Annotated in this window: 12 protein-coding genes; 5 read left to right on the top strand and 7 right to left on the bottom strand. The window is 71.2% G+C overall.

Going from position 1 to position 18,699, the window contains the following annotated elements; genetic code table 11:
- Window positions 1-126 precede the first annotated feature (126 nt).
- Window positions 127-1,860, top strand: coding sequence for a hypothetical protein (locus tag OH768_RS06590; RefSeq protein WP_406450982.1), 1,734 nt, complete (start codon window positions 127-129; stop codon window positions 1,858-1,860).
- A 53-nt stretch (window positions 1,861-1,913) separates the two neighbouring features.
- Here the strand turns inward: OH768_RS06590 and OH768_RS06585 are convergent, their stop codons facing one another.
- The 6 genes from OH768_RS06585 to OH768_RS06560 all read right to left on the bottom strand — a co-directional run bounded on the left by OH768_RS06585 (window position 1,914) and on the right by OH768_RS06560 (window position 12,592).
- A complete protein-coding gene (locus OH768_RS06585; protein WP_406450980.1) occupies window positions 1,914-2,555 on the bottom strand; it encodes a cutinase family protein in 642 nt (213 codons plus the stop codon).
- Between the two features lie 95 nt (window positions 2,556-2,650).
- The gene (locus tag OH768_RS06580; RefSeq protein ID WP_406450978.1) at window positions 2,651-3,904 is read right to left on the bottom strand and encodes a PucR family transcriptional regulator; all 1,254 of its coding nucleotides are present in this window, start codon (window positions 3,902-3,904) and stop codon (window positions 2,651-2,653) included.
- Between the two features lie 122 nt (window positions 3,905-4,026).
- Entirely contained in the window at window positions 4,027-4,950 is a 924-nt protein-coding gene (locus tag OH768_RS06575; RefSeq protein WP_406465168.1) for an alpha/beta hydrolase, read from the bottom strand.
- 179 nt (window positions 4,951-5,129) lie between these two features.
- Window positions 5,130-9,224, bottom strand: a complete 4,095-nt coding sequence (locus OH768_RS06570; protein WP_406450976.1) for a beta-ketoacyl synthase N-terminal-like domain-containing protein — start codon at window positions 9,222-9,224, stop codon at window positions 5,130-5,132.
- Window positions 9,221-10,963, bottom strand: coding sequence for a fatty acyl-AMP ligase (locus OH768_RS06565; RefSeq protein ID WP_406450974.1), 1,743 nt, complete (start codon window positions 10,961-10,963; stop codon window positions 9,221-9,223). Before OH768_RS06565 ends, OH768_RS06570 begins: the two co-directional genes overlap by 4 nt.
- Before the next feature lie 93 nt (window positions 10,964-11,056).
- On the bottom strand, window positions 11,057-12,592 hold the full coding sequence (locus OH768_RS06560) for an acyl-CoA carboxylase subunit beta (RefSeq protein WP_406450972.1): 1,536 nt from the start codon (window positions 12,590-12,592) through the stop codon (window positions 11,057-11,059).
- Between the two features lie 289 nt (window positions 12,593-12,881).
- Between OH768_RS06560 and OH768_RS06555 the strand changes: the two genes are divergently transcribed.
- Window positions 12,882-14,522, top strand: coding sequence for a glycosyl hydrolase family 28 protein (locus tag OH768_RS06555; RefSeq protein WP_406450970.1), 1,641 nt, complete (start codon window positions 12,882-12,884; stop codon window positions 14,520-14,522).
- A 134-nt stretch (window positions 14,523-14,656) separates the two neighbouring features.
- Window positions 14,657-15,196, top strand: a complete 540-nt coding sequence (locus OH768_RS06550) for a GNAT family N-acetyltransferase (RefSeq protein ID WP_406450968.1) — start codon at window positions 14,657-14,659, stop codon at window positions 15,194-15,196.
- A 22-nt stretch (window positions 15,197-15,218) separates the two neighbouring features.
- Here OH768_RS06550 and OH768_RS06545 read toward each other — a convergent pair whose 3' ends face one another.
- The gene (locus tag OH768_RS06545) at window positions 15,219-16,568 is read right to left on the bottom strand and encodes a glycoside hydrolase family 125 protein (protein WP_406450966.1); all 1,350 of its coding nucleotides are present in this window, start codon (window positions 16,566-16,568) and stop codon (window positions 15,219-15,221) included.
- Between the two features lie 184 nt (window positions 16,569-16,752).
- Here OH768_RS06545 and OH768_RS06540 point away from each other — a divergent pair, with 184 nt between their 5' ends.
- Both OH768_RS06540 and OH768_RS06535 read left to right on the top strand, forming a co-directional pair.
- The gene (locus tag OH768_RS06540; protein WP_406450964.1) at window positions 16,753-17,760 is read left to right on the top strand and encodes a carbohydrate ABC transporter permease; all 1,008 of its coding nucleotides are present in this window, start codon (window positions 16,753-16,755) and stop codon (window positions 17,758-17,760) included.
- On the top strand, window positions 17,744-18,655 hold the full coding sequence (locus OH768_RS06535) for a carbohydrate ABC transporter permease (protein ID WP_406450962.1): 912 nt from the start codon (window positions 17,744-17,746) through the stop codon (window positions 18,653-18,655). Before OH768_RS06540 ends, OH768_RS06535 begins: the two co-directional genes overlap by 17 nt.
- Window positions 18,656-18,699 lie beyond the last annotated feature (44 nt).

The following is an 18,699-nucleotide window of genomic DNA, read 5'->3' as shown; positions in this document are numbered from 1 at the left end:
CAAGGGGTGCCCGACCTCACCGGTCCCTGCTCTTTCTCTGCGGGCCGGTGACAAGGGGTTCGCCGGGCGCTGCGTTCTTGTGAGCACTGCCTGATCCCCGGGGTGCGAGCGTCCTACGGTCCGGCCATGAAGACGAGTCGCAGCACAGGACGGACAAGGGCAAGGACATGGCACGGTGCCGCGCTCGCGGCGCTGTTGACCGCGGGCACGCTCACCGCCGCCGCCCCGCAGGCGCAGGGCGAGAGCGCGCGCACCGAGACCCCGGTCGCGTCGACGCATCCCGCCGACGGTGTGGTCGAGTCGGTGGTGCGGGTGAAAGTGCCGTTACCGCAGTCGTTCGGTACCCGCCCCGCGGCGTGCGACTGGCTGTCGTATCTGCGCTACCGCTCCGCCGACGGCCCACGCGCCTCGGCCGACGCCGACCGGATCCTCGTGGCCCAGCCCGGCATCCTCGAAGGGGCCGGAGCATTCGACAGCGTCGCCCGCGACACTGTCGCCCAAGCCGCCGCGCAGGGACGGCACTTCGAGTTCTGGGCCCTGGACCGGCGCTCCAACTGCCTTGAGGATCCCACCGGAATCGCCTCCGGCGACCAGCACACGGCCGTCGACTACTACTACCGCGGCAAGGTCGTCGACGGCCGGACCTTCGCCGGGTTCGTCGGCAACGACCAGCTCGGCTGGATGGCCAAGCTCGGCATCGAGCAGACCGTGCGGGACGAATACGACCTGCTCGTCGCCGAGTTGCCCGGTCAGGGAGTGCGCAAGAGCAAGGTGCTGTGCGGCGGGCACTCGCTCGGCGGGGTGATCACCGGGTACTTCGCGGCGGCCGACTTCGACGGGAACCCCGCCACCATGGCCGACGCCGGACAGAACCAGTGCGCCGGCTACTTCGCCCTCGACACCACGATCTCCACCTCGCTCGCGGACCTGAGCGGCAGCATCCCGGACGACACCAACCTGCCCGACATCGGGCTCGGTTACGCCGTCGTGCAGGCGGGGCTCGACAGCGGGGTGCTGTCGCGCTCCCTGTCCGCGCCGGTGCTGCTCAACCCCGAGACCATGACCCTGCTCGCCATCGCGGGCCTGGGCGCCGTACGCGACCCGGACGGCGAGTCGGATCTGCCCGCCTCTCTGCCCTCAAACCTCAACATCGAGGCCACGAACCGGTTCCTGTTCTCCAAGGACACCGCCACCTTCCTCACCGGCTCACCCGCCGTGAAGGACTTCCGGCTCACCGACGACGCCGTGCTCGGGGCGCTCATGGACGACAACTCCGAACCGCTGGCGTTCCTGCAGAGCAGCGTGGGCCTCTTCGACGGCGGACCGCTCACCGACAAGAACTTCCCCGCAGCCAACGGGAGTTCGGACCAGTCGCAGCTGTTCGGCGTCGAGTACAAGGCGATTCCGGCGCAGCCGCACGGGCCGCTCTACACCTGGCGCAACTACGACCGGGTCGGCGCCGCCGACGACCCCGGGTACCGGTCGGCCGACGGCACCCCCTTCACCAACGCCTCCAAGGAGGTCACCGACATCCACGAGCTGGCCCGCAGCATGGGGGAGCAGCCGCTGGACTTCACCGAGCAGTACTTCCCGACCAAGCTGGTCACCGACATCGAGCTGGCCACCTCCCCGCAGGTCAAGCAACTCGTCGTCCACCCGGGCGGGTTGACGGCCGACCCGACGCTCACCGTGCTCGCCGGCGACGGACTCCTCGCGGGCCGCGTCCCGGCCGAACTGCATCCGGTGATCGCCCCCGGATACCAGCACCTGGACGTCCTGACGGCGGCGCCCGTCCAGAACAACGGCCGGCCCGAAGTCGTTTCCAGCAGCCTCGCCGGGTTCGCCGCGTCACCCAAGTAGACCGACCGGGGCCCGGGAGGATCAACTCCCGGGCCCCACAGTGCTGTTACGGCTCAGACCTTGCCCGCCGCGAACGTCGCCGCCGCACCGGCGTCGGAGGTGTAGCCGAGGTGCGCCAGCACGTCCGTCCCGCCGTTCTGGCAGATGGGGTCACCCGTGGCGCAGAAGTCGATGGTGCGGCTCTGGTAGGTGCCCGTGACGCTCTTGCCGAGGGCGCGGATCGGGTTGCCGAACAGCAGCACCGCGGCGACCTTGGGTTCGACCGCCGCCGGGATCGTCGCCACGATCGGGCTGCCGACCACCGCGCCGTCGCTGCTGATCCCCATGGAGTTGTCGACGACATTCGCGCCCTGCGAATAGCCGACGAGAATGAAACGCTGATTCGGACAGGCCGCCGCCTGCGCGTTGACGTGGTTCACCAAATCGGCGTTTCCCGTCGCGGCGGACGTCAGGGAAAGGTCGGCGGGATAGTTCACCGCATAGCTGGAGAGGGTCTTTCCGGTGATTTTCTGCTGGAGCGCGGAGAACACCGGGTCGCCGACGATCAGACCGAGAGTCCCCGGCTCGAGGGTGCCGCGAGCCGCCACGACGTCGAGGTCCGCACAGGTGGCGGCCGACGCCGTGGGCGTGGTGAGAGTGGCGAGACCGGCTCCGCCGACCAGCGAGAGCGCGGCCAGGCACAAGCGAATACGCATGGGAATCCTTTGAGGGTGGGGCGCGTGCGACGCGCCTGTGGAAAGGACACCTCGAAGGTATTCGCGTTGTTTCACCGGGTGTTATGGACGGGAATTCAGAAACCGTCCCTGTTTTTGTCGGCGCGTGAGTCGCGCTCGCTCTCCCGCGACGACGCCGAACGCAGCGCGAGAATCAGGTCCAGCCGGGTGCCGGGGTCGTGCAGGGACTCGCCGAAGAGCTTCTCCAGCTGGCGCAGGCGGTAGCGGACCGTCTGCGGGTGGATGTGGAGCCGGGCGGCGACGTCCGGGACGTTGCTGCCGCTGAGCAGCCAGGCGAGCAACGTCTCGGCCAGCCGGGCGCGTTGGCCCTCGGAAGCCGCGTCGAGCGGTGCCAGGACCCGGGCCTCCAACTGCGCGAGCAGCGGCTCGTCGCTGTGCAGCAGCAGCGTCGACAGATGGTCCGCGCACAGCACCACGCCCTGCCGGGGCAGCACCCCGCGTCCCATCAGCCCCAGCGCCCGCGTGGCCCAGCGCAACGACCGCGCGGCCTCCGCCACCGGGACCGTGGGACCGATCGCCGCCGGACGGCCGCCCAGGCCGAGGACGAACGACCGCCCGCCGAACCGGCCGTAGCCCTCCGGGTCCGGTACCAGCACACGCGGCGGCCGTGACTCCATGTCGGCCAGCGCGCCGGGCATCGCCGGCGGCCGGTCCTCCGTACGCGGGTCCGCGGGTCCCGCCAGCGCGATGACGGCGACCCGGGACGGCACCCGCCACCGCGCGCCGTGTGCCAGGTCCTGCAACTCCTCCGGAGACACCGGCCCGTCGCCCAGCAGCAGATCGAGCAGCCGTCCGCGCCGCCGCTCCAGCTCGTCCGCGCTGTGGGACCGCGCGTCCGCGTAACCGGCGGCTGCCGCCTCGGCGACCTCGTGCACGGTCTGGAACGCCAATTCGCCGAGCGCGGCCACGACTTGCGAGTCCAGGCCGAGTTCCTCCGCCGTCCGTCCCATCAGCCGCCAGGCGTGCAGCCCGCCCACCCGTAACGCGGACTGCACCGCGTCCAGGCTGCGGCCCTCCAGCGCCACACCACGCCCGATCTCGTAGTACGTCGTGGCCATCGCGGCCCGCTGGTCGCGCGGGTCCGCGATGTGGTCGATGAACAGGGTGAGTGCCTGCACCACACCGGCCCGCAGATTCTCGCGGTAGACGGCACCGGACGGCAGCCCGTACTCGGGCACCTGTCTGCGGACCTCCTCCTCCACCTCGTCGGCGACGCGCGGCAGTTGGGCGCGCAGCAGCTCGGCCAGCTCGGGCGGGACCGGGGCGGTGGCGGGATCGGCGGGTACTCCGCGCGGGGTGGGGACGGCCACGACGGACACTCCTTTCCCCCGGAGGCGGCTCGCCCACGGACCGTTGCCCGTGGGACGAGGGGGACGTCCCGTGTTGGACGGCCGTCCCCTGCGCTCCGTTCCGTGCCCCGGCTGCACCGACATCACTCCGGCAGCCCCAGCGCGGCGGCGAGCATCGGCCACGAGGCGGTGAACTCCCCTTTCCAGTAGGCCCAGCTGTGCCCTCCGCCCGGATAGAAGTGGGTGGCGACCGGTATGCCGAGCAGCGCGAGAACACCGGTGAAACTGTGCGCGGACGGCCACAGCAGACTCTCCAGCGCCTCGGGCAGCCAGTCGCCCGAACCCCCGGCCACACCACTGCCGTTGGACACGTACAGCGGTGTGCCGCGCAGACCGCCGGCCCGGGCGCGCGGATTGAAGGCCCGCCAAGTGAGGCCATCCAGCAGAGGGTTGCCCCACAGCGTGCGGGGCGCCAGGCTCTCGCGGGCCACGATGGCGTCCACCAGCGAGGGCACTCCGGGGGCCGTGGTGTCGAGGATCCCGCTGTAGGACGCGGCGGCGGCGAACGCGCCCGGGTGGCGGGCCGCGTGCGCCATCGCGCCGTAGCCGCCGGTGGACACCCCGGCGACCGCCCGCACACTGGACGCCCGGTAGTCGCGGGCCAACAGCGCCGGAACCTCCAGGAGTTGGAAGGTCTCGTAGTCGGGGCCCTCGCGCCAGACGCTGGGGATGCCGGTCGGACCCGCGTCCGGCATCGCGACGATGAGATCCCGTCCCTCGGTGAAGGCCTCGATGTCCGTCTCCCGGGTCCAGGACGTGTAGTCGTCGTGCGCCCCGTGCAGCAGATACAGCACGGGATACGTCCGACCGGGCTGCGCGGCGAAGTCCGACGGCAGGATCAGCCGCACCGGCGCACTGCGGCCCAGCGCGGCCGAGGACACGGACACGTCGAAGGTACGCGCCGAGACCTGCGTCGCGGCCCGCGCACGGCCCACGGCGGCCGTGGCACCGAACAGCACGGCAAGCCCGGTGGCCGCGGCGACCCGCCCGGCGGCACGCCGGGACATCCCGCCGGACGGGCGCTGCGGCAGGGTGGCGCGCGGGGAGATCCCGGTGGGGTGGTGGTGCGATGTGGCGGCGCCCGGGGTCACTCCGGCGGGGCGGTGACGCGATACGGCGGTGCCGGGGGTCGGTTCGGTGGGGCGGTGGTGCGGCATGGCGGCTCCTCGGTCGGGTCGGCGGGTCCTCAGGCCGGTGCGGTGGGTCCGCCCGGCGAGGCCAGCACCCGCCGCAGATGGGCGGCGATCTCGTCGACGTGCGGCGGGTCGAGCAGCGACAGGTGATGCCCCGACACCGGTACGACCGTCAGGCGCGGGCACAGCTCGTCCCAGCCGAGCGCGTCGTCGTCCCGTTCGTACGCCGGGTCGCGCACGGTGTGCGGCGCCGGTTCCGTGGCCCGGTACAGCACCACCGGGCCCTCGTACCGGCCCGGGCGGTGTGCCTCGCCGATCCTCAGATCCAGGTACGAGGCACGCTGGTGCTCCAGCGCGGCGGGCGGCACCCGCACGGCCCCGCGCAGGGTGCGCAGCACGGCGTCGATGCGTGTGCGGTCGTCGTCCATCGCCACGAGTTCGTCGTACGGCAGCGGCAGTTGGACGCCGTACGCGTCGGCGACGTGCCTGGCGAAGCCGGTGAGGTGGGCACGGACGCGGTCGGCGGGGGTGCGGCCGGGCTGGGGGAGGGGACGTACGGAGTCGATGAGCGCGACGAGTTCGACGTCCCGCCCGGCGGCGGCGAGCCGGCGTGCCGTCTCCTGGGCGACGAACCCGCCGAAGGACCAACCGCCCAGCGCACACGGCCCGTCGGGGTGCACGGCGGTGATCTCCTCGGCGTAGCGCCGCGCCTTCTCCGACACCGTACGGGCGTCCTCGATCCGGTCGAGACCGTGCACCGGCCGGTCGTCGCCCAGGTGTTGGGCGAGCGCGCGGTAGACGTCGGTGGTACCGCCGGCGGCATGGAAGAGGAAGAGCGGGGCCTGCGTGCCGCCTCCGCGCAACGTGCGGAGAGGGGTCGGGTCGTCGGTCAACTGCCGTATCCGGGCGGCGACTTCATCGACCGTCGTGGCGTCGAACAGGTCGTGCAGACGCAGCTCGATCCCGAACTCGCGGTCCAGTGCGGTACGGATCCGGACGGCCATCAGGGAATCCAGGCCGAGGTCGGCCAACGCCGTGGTGGGGGAGACGCGGGCCGGGGAATGGCCGGTGACGGCGGCGATGTGGTGACTCAGACGGGCGACCACGGAAGCAGGCGCGGGTTCCACAACAGCGGCGAGTTCTGGCGCAACGGCGGGCTCCGGGACGACGGCCGCGACGGCAGTCCCCGCCCACCGCTCCGCCGTGACGTGCCCCCGCCCGTCCGTCCACCAGTACCGGACGTGCCGCCAGCGCGGCAGCGGAAGGTCGACGACCCGACCGGCCGGTACCGGCAGGGACAGCCCCGCCGCGTACAAGGCACCCAACTCCCCGAGGAACGCGGCGGATCCGGCCGCGTCGCGCCGCAGAGTACTCACGGTGAGAGCGCCGGGCACGGTGTCGGTGATGGACCGGGCCAGGACCGGATGCGGCGAGATCTCGACGAAGGCGGTACGACCGTCCGCCGCAGCCGCCGCGAGGGCCCGGTCCAGCCGCACCGGCCGGCGCAGGTTGGCCGCCCAGTGGTCGGCGCCGAACTCGCAGACACCGCGCGGGTCGTCGAGGACGGTGGAGTAGACGGGGACCCGCGGTGACCGGCCCCGGAGGTCCGCGAGGGCCTCGACCAGCTCAGGCAACAGCGGGTCCACCTGGGGCGAGTGCCCGGCGCCGACGACCCGCATGGCCCGGGCGGCACGCCCTCGCTCCTCCAGCCGGCGCACCAATCGGGCGACCGCCGCCTCGTCACCGGTGACGACCTTCTGCCGGGGCGAGGAGTGCACGGCGACCTGGACACCCGGGAACTCCCGGTCCAGGTCGGGCAGTTCACCGTCCTCCAGGTCCACGACGGCCATCGCGCCCCCGCGGAGCCCACCGAGCAACCGGGCCCGCACGGCGACGACCCGCGCCGCGTCCACCACGTCCAGCGCGTCCGCGCACACGGCGGCGGCCACCTCGCCCAGGGAGTGACCGATCACGGCGGCGGGTTCGACGCCGTAGGACCGCCACAGCTCGGCGAGCGCCAACTGTGTGCCGAAGAGCACTGGTTGGGACACGTCGAGCCGGTCGAGAGGTCCGGCGGAGGCCAGGTGTGCGCGGAGCGAGAAGCCGAAGACGTCGGCGAGCTGTGCGTCGAGTTTCTCCACGGCGGCGGCGAAGGCCGGTTCCTCCACGAGGAGTTGGCGTCCCATGCCGGTCCACTGGCTGCCGTATCCGGAGAACACCCACACCGGACCGCGCCCCACCCGATCACGGTCGCCGGTGATCACCCGCGGGTCCCGGCCGCCCTGCCCCAACGCGCCCAGTACGTCGGCCAGTTCGCGCCCGTCGTGGGCGACGACTGCGGCACGTACCGGCCCGCGCCCGGTACGTCCCGCGAGCGTGCGTGCCACATCGGCGGGGCGGGCCGCGCTCCCCACGGGCGTGCGCAGCCACGCGGCGAGCCGGGCCGCGGTGTCGCGGACCCGCTCGGTGTCGATGTCGGAGAGGAGATGCAGGCGGGCGGTCGATTCCTCCACCGCCGTGGCTCTGGGCTTCTCGGCCGCCCTGGCGCCGGACTTGTCGGCCTCCGTCGCCCCCGACCTCCCGGACGGAGGTATGGCAGGCCGCCATTCCTCCAGTACCGCATGGGCGTTGGTGCCACCGAAGCCGAAGCCCGAGACACCTGCCGTGGCCGTACCGCCGTAGCGGGGCCAGGGTTCGGGCTCGGTGACCAGACGCAGCCGTGTGTCGGGAAGCGACGTGCCGTGCAGCGACGGCGGGACGAGGTCGTGGTGGAGGGCGAGGACCGTCTTCACCAGGCCGGCGAGACCGGCCGCGCATTCCAGGTGCCCGAGGTTGCCCTTCACCGAGCCCAGCAGCAAGGGCTGTTCGCGGTCACGGCCCGCGCCCAGTACCGCGCCGAGCGCGCCCGCCTCGATCGGGTCGCCCAGCGGGGTACCGGTCCCGTGCGCCTCCACATAGTCCACGTGGGCCGGGGCGAGTCCGGCCCGCCCGTACGCCGTGGCCAACAGGGCTTGCTGCGCGGCCGGGTTGGGGGCCAGCAGGCCGCCCGAGCGGCCGTCGGAGTTGACCGCGGTGGCGCGGATCACCGCGAGGACGCGGTCACCGTCGCGCTCGGCGTCGGACAGCCGTTTCAGCAGCACCGCCGCGCAACCCTCACCGCGCCCGATGCCGTCGGCCGTGGTGGCGAACGGCTTGCAGCGGCCGTCCGGCGCGAGTGCCCCCGCCCGGGCGAAGGCGACACCGACAACGGGGGAGAGCAGGACGTTGACCCCGGCGGCGATCGCCGTGTCGGTCTCGCCGCCGCGCAGGCTCACGCAGGCCTGGTGCAGCGCGACCAGGGAGGACGAACAGGCCGTGTCCACAGCCATGTTGGGACCGTGGGTGTCCAGGACGTACGCCAGTCGGCCCGCCGTCACACTGAGTGCCGCGCCCGCCGGGGCCCAGGGGTCGACGGTGTGCGCGTCGGCGCCGGTGAGGCGGCCGTACTCCGGGGCCGAGACGCCGACGTAGATGCCGGTGGCCGTGCCCGCGAGGGCCGTGGCCGGGACGGCGGCGTGGTCGAGCGTCTCGCGGACGACCTCCAGGAGGATCCGCTGCTGGGGGTCCATCACCGCGGCCTCGCGCGGTGTGATCCGGAAGAAGTCGGCGTCGAACCCGGCGATGTCGTCCAAGTAGCCGCCGTACACGGGTGCTTCGGCGGGTGGGAACGGCGTGAAGTCGCCCCATCTGTCCTCGGGGACACGCCTGATCGCGTCGACGCCGTCGATCAGCAACTGCCAGTAGCCGTCGGGGCCGCGCACCCCGCCCGGCAGCCGGCAGCCGACCCCGATCACCGCGACGGGCTCGCCGGGCGCTGCCAGCACATCCGGCGCGGGGAGGTGACGCGGGTCGGAGTCGGGCCGGAGGCCGGTACCGCACACCCGTGCCACCAGCGCGTCCACGGTCGGCGCCTCCCACAGCAGCGTCGCCGGCAGTTCGTGCCCCGTCAGCAGCGACAACTCGCCCGCCAGCACGACCGCGTCCCGCGAGGACATACCGAGTTCGGCCAGCGGCCGGTCCATCGCCACGTCACGCACCGGCGTGCCGTGCCACTCGGCCACCCGCTCCACGATCCGGCGACGTAGCGCGTTCTCGTCGGCGGCCGTCATCCCGTGGTCTCCGTCGCGTAGTCGCCCTCCAGATACCGGGCGCGGGTCAGGGCCCGTGACACCTTGCCGCTGGAGGTGCGGGGCACGGTGCCGGGAGCGACCAGGACGACATCGGCGAGCCGCAGCCCGTGCCGCGCGGAGACGGCCGCGCGCACGGCACGCGTCAGGGCCGGTACGTCGAGGTCGGCGAGGCTGGTGGTGCGCGCGTGTTCGGCGACGACCACCACCCGCTCGCCCGCGCCACCCGGCACGCCGAACGCGGCGAGCCGGTCCCGTCGTAGGGTCCCGTGCGCGTCCTGCGCGGTGGCCTCCACGTCCTGCGGGTAGTGGTTGCGGCCGTCGACGACGATGAGGTCCTTGAGTCGGCCGGTGACGATCAACTGCCCCTCCAGCACGGTCCCGAGGTCGCCGGTACACAGCCAACTGCCCGGCGCCTCCTCGCCGAGTGTGGCGCCGAAGACGCGCTCGGTCTGCGCCGAGTTGTTCCAGTAACCGCGCCCCACATTGGGACCCTGCACCCAGATCTCCCCGACCTCCCCCTCGGCCAGCACGGCGTGGACGACCGGATCGACGATGCGCACGCGCTGCCCAACTGGCGTACCGCAGGCCGCCAGCAGCACCGCCCGCGGATCCTCGGGCCGCGCGGGCAGCGCCTTCCCGGCCGCGAGGGCGTCCCGGTCGAGGGCGAACCGGCCGAGTGGCCGGCCGGGCCGGGCCGCGCTGACGAACACGGTCGCCTCGGCGAGCCCGTACGACGGACAATGCGCCTCCGCCGCCAACCCCTGGGCGGCGAACGCGGCGTGGAAACGGTCGGCGGTGCCGGGCCGAACGGGCTCGCTGCCGTTGATCAGCGCGGCGACCCCGTCCAGCCGCAGCCCCTCCTTCTGCGCCTCGGTGACGGTGGAGGCGCAGTAGTCGTAGGCGAAGTTCGGCGCGGCACTCAGCGCGCGCGGATGCGTGGCCAACAGCCTCAGCCAGCGCGCCGGTTCGTGCAGGAACGCGGCCGGGTCCATGAGGACCGAAGGCACCCCGCGTACGACGGGGGCCGCCACGCTCAGCACCAGCCCCATGTCGTGGTAAAGCGGCAGCCAGCCCACACAGGTCACCGGATGCGCGTCGGCGCCGTAAGCGGCAAGCGCCTGGCGGGCGTTGGCGACGACGTTGGCATGGGTGATCTCCACGCCCGCCGGAGCCCGGGTCGACCCGGAGGTGTACTGGAGATAGGCGGTCGCCGCCGAATCAGGCTCCGGCGCACACCAGTTGAGGGCGGCGGTGTCGGGCACCCGGTCCGCCGCGAGGACCGGCACCTCCGCGCGCTCGCAGAAGTCCGTCACCTCGGCCAGGACACGGCCGGTGGTCACCACGACCGAGGGGCGCGCGTCGCCCAACACCCCGACGAGCCGGTCGCCCTGCCCCGGCAGACCGGGCGGATACAGCGGTACGGCGACCATTCCGGCGGTCAGCGCCGCCAGGAACCCGGTGATGTAGTCCGTCCCCTGCGGGCACAACAGGGCGACCCGCGCCCCGGGTTCGGCCTGTTCGGTGAGCCGGGCGGCCAGTGCGCGTACCCGCAGATCGAGCCGCTGCCAGGTCAAAGTGCGGTGCACACCACGGGATTCGGGCGCGGGGTGTTCGACGAAGGTGAACGCCCGGCGGTCCGGGGTGAGTTCGGCCCAGTGCCGCACGTACTCGGGGAGGGTCCGGTACGCGGGCGCGAGCGGGGGTCGGCGGCTGTCCATCGGGCGTGCTCCTCACATCGCAGAACATCGCGGTGGCGGCTGGCGGCTGGCGGCTGGCGAGGGCGAACAAGGGGAACGGGGTGAACAGGTCGGTCAGAGCGGGATGTTGCCGTGCCGCCGCTCCGGCATCGGGGCGCGCTTGCCACGCAGTGCGCGCAGGGCGCGGCCGACATGGGCGCGGGTGTCGCGCGGGGCGATCACGTCGTCGACGTACCCGCGTTCGGCGGCGGGATACGGCGTCCCGTGCGTGGCCTCGTACGCGGTGACCAGCTCGGCCCGCAACGCCTCGGGGTCGTCCGACGCGGCGAGTTCACGCCGGTGCAGCACCCCCACGGCGCCCTCCGCGCCCATGACCGCGATCCGCGCGGTCGGCCACGCGAGGTTGAGGTCGGCGCCGAGATGCTTGGAACCCATCACCGCGTAGCCGCCGCCGTACGCCTTGCGCACCACCACGGTGACCTTGGGGACGGTCGCCTCGGCGTATGCGTACAGGAGTTTGGCGCCGCGCCGGATGATGCCGGCCCGCTCCTGGTGGACGCCGGAGAGGTAGCCGGGGACGTCGGCGAAGGTCAGCAGCGGAATGCCGAACGCGTCGCAGAACCGTACGAACCGCGCGGCCTTCTCGGAGGCGTCGATGTCGAGGACCCCGGCCGAGTGCAGCGGCTGGTTGGCGACGACCCCGACACTCGCTCCCTCGACCCGGGTCAGCGCGCAGATGATGTTCGGCGCGAACAGCTCCTGGACGTAAAGGAGTTCACCGTCGTCGACGACCGCGCGCAGGATCTCCCGCATGTCGTAGGCGTGGCCGAGCCGGTCGGGCACGATCGCGTCGAGCGGGGCACCGTCGGCCACCGAACCGGGCGTGAACTCCGGTGGCCGTTCAAGGTTGTTGGCCGGAAGGTACGACAGCAGGTCGCGTACGGTGTCGAGCGCGTCCTCCTCGTCGGCGGCCAGGAAGTGGGCGTTGCCGTTCAGGGAGTTGCTGGTGCGGGCGCCGCCCAGCTCCTCGGCGGTGGTGCGTTCACCGGTCACCGCTTCGATGACGTCGGGGCCGGTGACGAACATGTGCGAGGCACCGTCCACCATCACGGTGAAGTCGGTGATCGCGGGGGAGTAGGCTGCGCCGCCCGCGCACGGGCCCAGGACGACGGAGATCTGCGGTATCACCCCGGACGCCCTCACATTGCGCCGCACCAACTCGGCATACAGCGCGAGGGAGTTGACGCCCTCCTGGATGCGGGCGCCGCCGGAGTCGTTGAGGCCGACGACCGGGCAGCCGGTCTTCAGGGCGAGGTCCATGAGAGCCACGGTCTTCTCGCCGAAGGCCTCGCCCATGCTGCCGCCGAAGACCGTGGAGTCCTGCGCGAACACACAGACCGGCCGTCCGTCGACCGTGCCGTACCCGGTGACCACCCCGTCGCCGTACGGGCGTTGGGCGCCGTCCCCCACGGCTCTCGCCCGCACGAACACACCGGTCTCCGTGAACGAGCCGCCGTCCAGGAGCCGTTCGATCCGCTCCCGCGCACCGAGCGCCCCGTGTCTTCTCGGCGCGCCCGTGACCACCGCCCGTGCCCGCCGCTCTTCCAGGTCGGCGATGCGTCCGGCGGTGCGGTCCGCCGCGGGTGTCACTGCCGTCAGGGATGTTGTCGCCTCTAGCGTCACAGCCACCTCCGAAGTGGTTCTCGAATATGGCAGCGATTCGGGAGCGGGCCGCGGGATCGCCGTTCTGTTTGCGGGAGTTGAGTCCCGCGCGACGGAGGTTCGTCCTGAGGTGACAAGGGAGTGACAGCGGTCCGGCACAGCACATAGGCGACGGCGGTCCAGACCATTAGTGTGGTCATGTCACTGGCAACGTTTCCATCCCGTCTTACGTGCCCCCACCGATGTGACTACAGGAGGACCCCGGATGAGATCGTCGATGAGATGGCCGCTGACCGCGGCCGACGGAACCCAGAACCGCGTACTGCGCCCGCTGGCCCTCGTGTTGACCGCGCTCCTGCTCGGCCTGGCGGCACTCTTCGGTGCCCCGCAGTCCGCACAGGCCGCGGCGGGCACAGTGTCGGCGTACCCGGTCCCGTCCATCTACCCGGCGTCCACCGACTACAGGCTGACCGTCAACGGAACCTCCGTACCCGTCACCAAGTACACCGGCTACGACATCGCGCAACTCGCCCTCGGGACGGGCACCGCCACCATCACGGTGACTAAGCTCAACAACACGGACATCGGCTCGTACAGCATCAGCCCGCAGAAGCTCGGCATCACCGGAACCGTCAGCGGGCCGACCCTGACCTTCACCGTCCAGAACGACGAGTACCTGATCGTCAAGCTCGACGGCCGCCCCAACCTGGTCATCGCCGCCGACCCGGCCGAGACCAACCGCCCGGCGACCAGCGGCACCGGCGTCTTCAACGTGCAGAGCGCGCCCTACTCGGCCCAGCCGAACACCGGCGCCTACACCACGACGGCCTTCCAGAACGCCCTCAACGACGCCGCCGCGTACGGCTCCGCGAACGGCACCCAGGGCATCGTGTACGTCCCCGCCGGCGTCTACACCCTCGGCAACCTCTACCTGCGCAGCAACCTCGCGTTCTACCTCGCCCCCGGCGCGGTCCTCCGTTACACGGGCGACGCCGCCCACTATGTGGTGACCGGACACAAGACCTCGCAGGGTCGTGACCTCACCTGGTTCATCTCCACCCGGTACTCCTCGACGAACATCAAGATCTACGGCCGCGGCATCATCGACGGCAACGGCCAGGCCGCGCTCGCGCCCTCCAACCTCGGCGTGAACCTCCTCGCCCCGATCTACACGAGCGGCTTCACCGTCGACGGCATCACCTTCCGGGAGTCCAGCAGCTGGGCGGTCATCCCGCTGCGCTCCTCGGACCTGGCCTTCCGGAACATCAAGCTGTTCAACAGGTTCGACATGGGCGAGAACGACGGCATCGACGTCATGGAGTCCACGAACGTCACCGTCGACCACGCCATCGGCATCGGCCTCGACGACCCGTTCAGCACCAAGACCTGGCCCGACGTCGCCGACATCTACAAGTCGGTCCCCGGCACCGCCCGCCCGCTGGACAACGTCACCTTCAACGACCTTGTCTCCTGGACCTATTGCTACGGCGTGAAGGTCGGCCAGGGCGTCTACGAATCACAGAACAAGGTCACCTTCCAGCACGTCGTCGTCTACGACGCGGCCGTGGGCATCGGCGTCCACCACAAGTACGGCACGGCGGCTGCGACCAACCTCAAGTTCGACGACATCGACATCGAACGGCTCAGCTTCAGCAACGACGGCAACCGGACCTGGCTCGCCATGATGACCGGCAGCACGGCGGGCATCGGCCCGGTCACCGGCGTCACGATCTCCAACGTCCGGGTCCGCAACGCGGGCGTCACCGCCGCCCGCATCAACGGCCTCCCGGGCGCGCCCATTTCAGGCATCACCCTGAGCCACATCGTGATGCCTGGCAGCACGACCGGTGCGACCACCCTGAGCCAGATGAACCTCACCAACCTGTCGGACTACGGCAGCCTCACCATCACCCCCTGAGCTCGGACGACGACGGCGCGGCGGTCGGCCTCCCGTGGTGGGCGGCTCGGCTGCCGCCCGGCGTGCCGCGCAGGCCGGGCGGCAGCCGGTAGGACACCCATGTCCAACGCCTCTCGGGCTGTTAGCCTGCGGTTATGTCCGACCTGGGGCCCATCGCCTGGCCACCCGAGCCGATCAGGACCGAAAGGCTCGTGCTCCGTGAGCCCGAGGCCCGGGACCATGCGGTGTTCATCGAGCTGCTGGCGTCGGCAGAGGTGCACACCTACCTCGGCGGCCCCCGGCCGCGTGACGAGCTTGAGCGCGAGCTGCCCGGGGTGCCCGAGCGGTGGCCCGGGAGTTTCGTCGTTGAGTCCGACGGGGCGATGATCGGCCAGATCCTGCTCAGGAGAGCGCCGGAGCACCGTCGCCCGGCCGCCGAGGGGAAAGTCGATCTCGGCTACCTGTTCCTGCCGCGAGCGTGGGGATTCGGGTACGCCGCCGAGGCGTGCGCGGCGGCACTCGACTGGTTCGACGGCGTCCTTCCCGGCGAGCCGGTGGTGCTGACCGCCCAGTCCGCCAACGCCGGTTCGATGCGCCTCGCGGCAAGGCTGGGGTTCACCGAGGTGGAGCGGTTCGAGGCCTGGGACGCCGAGCAGTGGCTCGGCCTACGGTCCCCGGTCTCGCCGTCCGCCTGAGCCCAGGACGTCCGACCCCCGCTCACACCACCCCACCACCCACCCCCGGTGCCGCAGGCAGAGTCCGAGGATGCACCGGAAACAAATGCCGCACCCCCTCCCCGCACACCTCAAGCGCAAGCTCGCAGAACATCGCATTCGCCCAGCCGAACCACTCCCGGGTGAACCGGCCCGGCGCGTCGACATGGAAGCTCTCGTGCATCAGGCCGGTACCGGCGGTGGTGGCCGCCAGGATCTCCAGGGCCCGAGCCGCCTCGCCCGCGTCGCCCGTCAGACCGGCGGTGGCGATCGCCAGCGGCCAGACGTGGTGGTCAGGCGTGTGCGAACTGCCGATCCCGGAGGCGTAACCGCCGCTGAAGTACGAGGGGTTGGCCTCGGAGAGTGCGAAGCGCCGGGTGGCCCGGTAGAGCGGGTCCCCGGGTGTGCACCAGCCACTCAAAGGGAGACTCAGCAGGCTCGGCAGGTTCGCGTCGTCGCAGAGCAGTGCGCCCCCGAGGCCGTCCACCTCGTACGCGAGGACGGCGGCGCCGTCGACCTCGGTCACCGCGTGCGCCAGGATCCCGGCGTCGATCTCGTCCGCCAACCGCCATGACTCATGGGCGAGTTCGGTGTCGTCGAGAACCGCCGCGGCCAGCTCCGCCAGCCCGTGCAGGCTCGCCGACGCCAGCGCGTTGGCCGGTACCAGACAGCCGTGGACGCACGCGTCGTCGCTCGGCCGGAAGCCCGACCAGGTCATGCCGGTCCAACCCACCGGCGCGCCACGGCCGTTGAGGGGCAGACTGTCACCGGCGAACGGACCGGACGGGCGGCGGAACCGGTAGGGCGAATCGCGGCCGTGGGACTGCTCCGCCCGCCACAGCCGCACGATCGTCCAGGCCGCTCGGTGGAACGCCTCGTCGAGATGGTCCTCCCGGCCGGTCGCCCGGCGGATCGCGTACGCCAGCTGCAACGGCGCGCAGAGCGAGTCGAGTTCGTACTTGCGCTCCCAGATCCAGTCGCCCGGCGTGGGCTGGTCGCAGGGTTCGCCGTGCGCGCCGGTGGGGCCGTCGTTGAAGGCGTTGGCGTACGGGTCCAGCAGTACGCAGCGGATCTGCCGGCGCGAGACGGCGGTCAGCACGTCGCCGACCTCCGGGTCCGTGGCCACCGCGAGGTAGGGGCGTACCTGTGCCGTACTGTCCCGCAGCCACATCGCCGGGATGTCACCGGTCTTGACGAACACCTCCGGGCCGTACGCCGACCCAGTGCCCCAACTCATCGACGTGGTCCAGGTGTTGGTCAGACACCGCTCGACGATGTCTGCCGCCGGACCGCCCCGCAGCTCGTCGGCCAGCCGTCGCCCGAGCGTGCTCAGCGACTCCGGAACTGCCCACACTGTTCCGGATGTTGACCCGGGAAACGTTACCATCGCGCCTCTTGACTCCCTCATGTGGCGTGCGCCACGGTGTGATCGCCAGGGAATGGAAACGTTACCTTGCGGCGGTCGGCGACCACCAGACGGTCGGGTCGGCCCCGGTCCGGGTCTTCGCCAACTCCTCGGAGGAAGAAGGTGAGCGCGTGTGACAGCCGCTCCGCACCAAGAGACGAGAACCACCGCACCACCCGTTGACCGACCGCCGGACCGGGGGAGCCGGGGGCGCTTCGGACGCCCCTGGCGACGGCGGCGCAGGCGCTCCTCGGACACCCTGGCCGCGTACGTCTTCCTCGCCCCGGCGCTCACCGGCTTCACGGCGTTCGTCGTCTACCCGCTGTTCCGCTCCGCCTACTTCGCGCTGACCAGCTACAACGGCCTGTCGGACCCCAAGTTCATCGGCCTCGACAACTTCCGCCGGATGTTCACCACCGACCCGTCCTTCTGGCCCTCGGTGCGCGCCACCCTGCTGCTCGTCGTCCTGTACGTGCCGCTGTCGCTGGCCATCGGGCTGGCCCTGGCGGTGTTCTGCAACCAGCGGATGCGGGGCGTCAGCCTGCTGCGCACCCTGTGCTATCTGCCGGTCGTTCTGCCCGTGGTGGCCACGATCACGCTCTGGAAGTTCGTGTTCAATCCCCAGGTCGGCCTGGCCAACCAGGTGTTGAACTGGCTCCACCTGCCCACCAGCGAGTGGCTGTCCGGGGACAGCTCGGCGATGCCCTCGATCGTGATCGTCATGCTGTGGAGCGTCGGCTCCACGATGATCATCTTCCTCGCCGCGCTCCAGGCGGTCCCCACCGAGCTGTACGAGGCGGCCAGGCTCGACGGCGCCGGCCCCCGCACGGTGTTCTTCCGCATCACCCTGCCGCTGATCAGCCCGATCATGCTGCTGCAGGTGGTCATGCAGATGGTGACGGCCCTCCAGGCGTTCAACCAGCCGAAGATCCTCTCGCCGGACAACCAGGGCGGGCCAGGGTTCAGCACCAGGACCCTGATGCTGTCGATCTACAACAACGGCTTCCCCAAGCTCGGCCAGGTCTCCCAGTTCGGCTATGCCTCCGCCCAGGTGTGGGTGCTCTTCCTCGTCATCGTCGTCGTGATCGCCGCGACCGCCCGCTTCTCGTCGATTTGGACCTACAGTGACCACGTCTCCTGACGTCACGAGGGCGCCGACGACGGCGCCGAAGCCGGCCGCCCCGGCCAAGCCGCGCGGCCGGGCCGTACGCACGGCATCCTGGTACGCCACCGCGCTGCTGATCAGCTCGGTGATGATCGTGCCCATCCTCTGGATGCTCACCGTCGCGCTGAAAGGCCCCTCGGCGGTCTTCGAGGTTCCGCCCCGGCTCCTGCCCCACGAGTTCCACTTCAAGAACTTCATCGACGGGCCGAAGGTCATCCACTTCCCGCGCCTGCTGCTCAACTCCGTTGTCATCACCGGTCTTTCGGTGATCGGCGGCGTGATGACCTCGATGATGGCGGGCTACGCCCTGGCCCGGCTGCGCTTCCCCGGCCGCAAGGTGTGGTTCTACGTCTTCGTCGGCAGCATGCTGCTACCCCCGGTGATCGGCATCATCCCGCTGTTCCAGCTGTTCAAGGACATCGGCTGGTACGACACCTGGCTGCCACTGATCGTCCCGGCATTCCTCGGCGGCAACCCGCTCTTCATCTTCCTGGCCCGCCAGTACTTCCTGTCGATCCCGCACTCCATCGACGAGGCGGCCAAGGTCGACGGCGCGGGGCACATCCGGATCTTCTTCAGCGTGATGCTGCCGATCACGAAACCCGCCTGGATAACGATGTCAATCCTGGCCTTCCAGATGTCATGGAACGACTACCTCAACCCGCTGATCTACCTGTACTCGTCCCAGAAGTGGCCGCTGAGCGTCGGCATGGCCTCCTTCGTCACCCAGTTCGCCGGCCAGACCCCGGACTGGAACCTCTACATGGCCACCAACCTGCTCTACATGCTCCCCCCACTGGCCGTGTTCTTCGTCGCCCAGCGCTACTTCATCCAGGGCCTGAGCGCCCTGGGCACCGTCAACCAGCGCTGATCCGCACCTCGACCCACTCACGAGCCGTGTACCGGCCAGGTACC

The sequence above is a fragment of the Streptomyces sp. NBC_01622 genome (assembly GCF_045209635.1).
GTDB lineage: Bacteria > Actinomycetota > Actinomycetes > Streptomycetales > Streptomycetaceae > Streptomyces.
Note: the sequence above shows the minus strand (reverse complement) of the source record. Positions and strands in the feature narration are given on the sequence as shown.

Bases quoted from the DNA above. Each gene is read 5' to 3' on its own strand.
- OH768_RS06590 (WP_406450982.1), top strand. From the start codon at position 127: ATGAAGACGAGTCGCAGCACAGGACGGACAAGGGCAAGGACATGGCAC.
- OH768_RS06585 (WP_406450980.1), bottom strand. From the start codon at position 2,555: ATGCGTATTCGCTTGTGCCTGGCCGCGCTCTCGCTGGTCGGCGGAGCC.
- OH768_RS06575 (WP_406465168.1), bottom strand. From the start codon at position 4,950: ATGTCCCGGCGTGCCGCCGGGCGGGTCGCCGCGGCCACCGGGCTTGCC.
- OH768_RS06570 (WP_406450976.1), bottom strand. From the start codon at position 9,224: ATGACGGCCGCCGACGAGAACGCGCTACGTCGCCGGATCGTGGAGCGG.
- OH768_RS06565 (WP_406450974.1), bottom strand. From the start codon at position 10,963: ATGGACAGCCGCCGACCCCCGCTCGCGCCCGCGTACCGGACCCTCCCC.
- OH768_RS06555 (WP_406450970.1), top strand. From the start codon at position 12,882: ATGAGATGGCCGCTGACCGCGGCCGACGGAACCCAGAACCGCGTACTG.
- OH768_RS06550 (WP_406450968.1), top strand. From the start codon at position 14,657: ATGTCCGACCTGGGGCCCATCGCCTGGCCACCCGAGCCGATCAGGACC.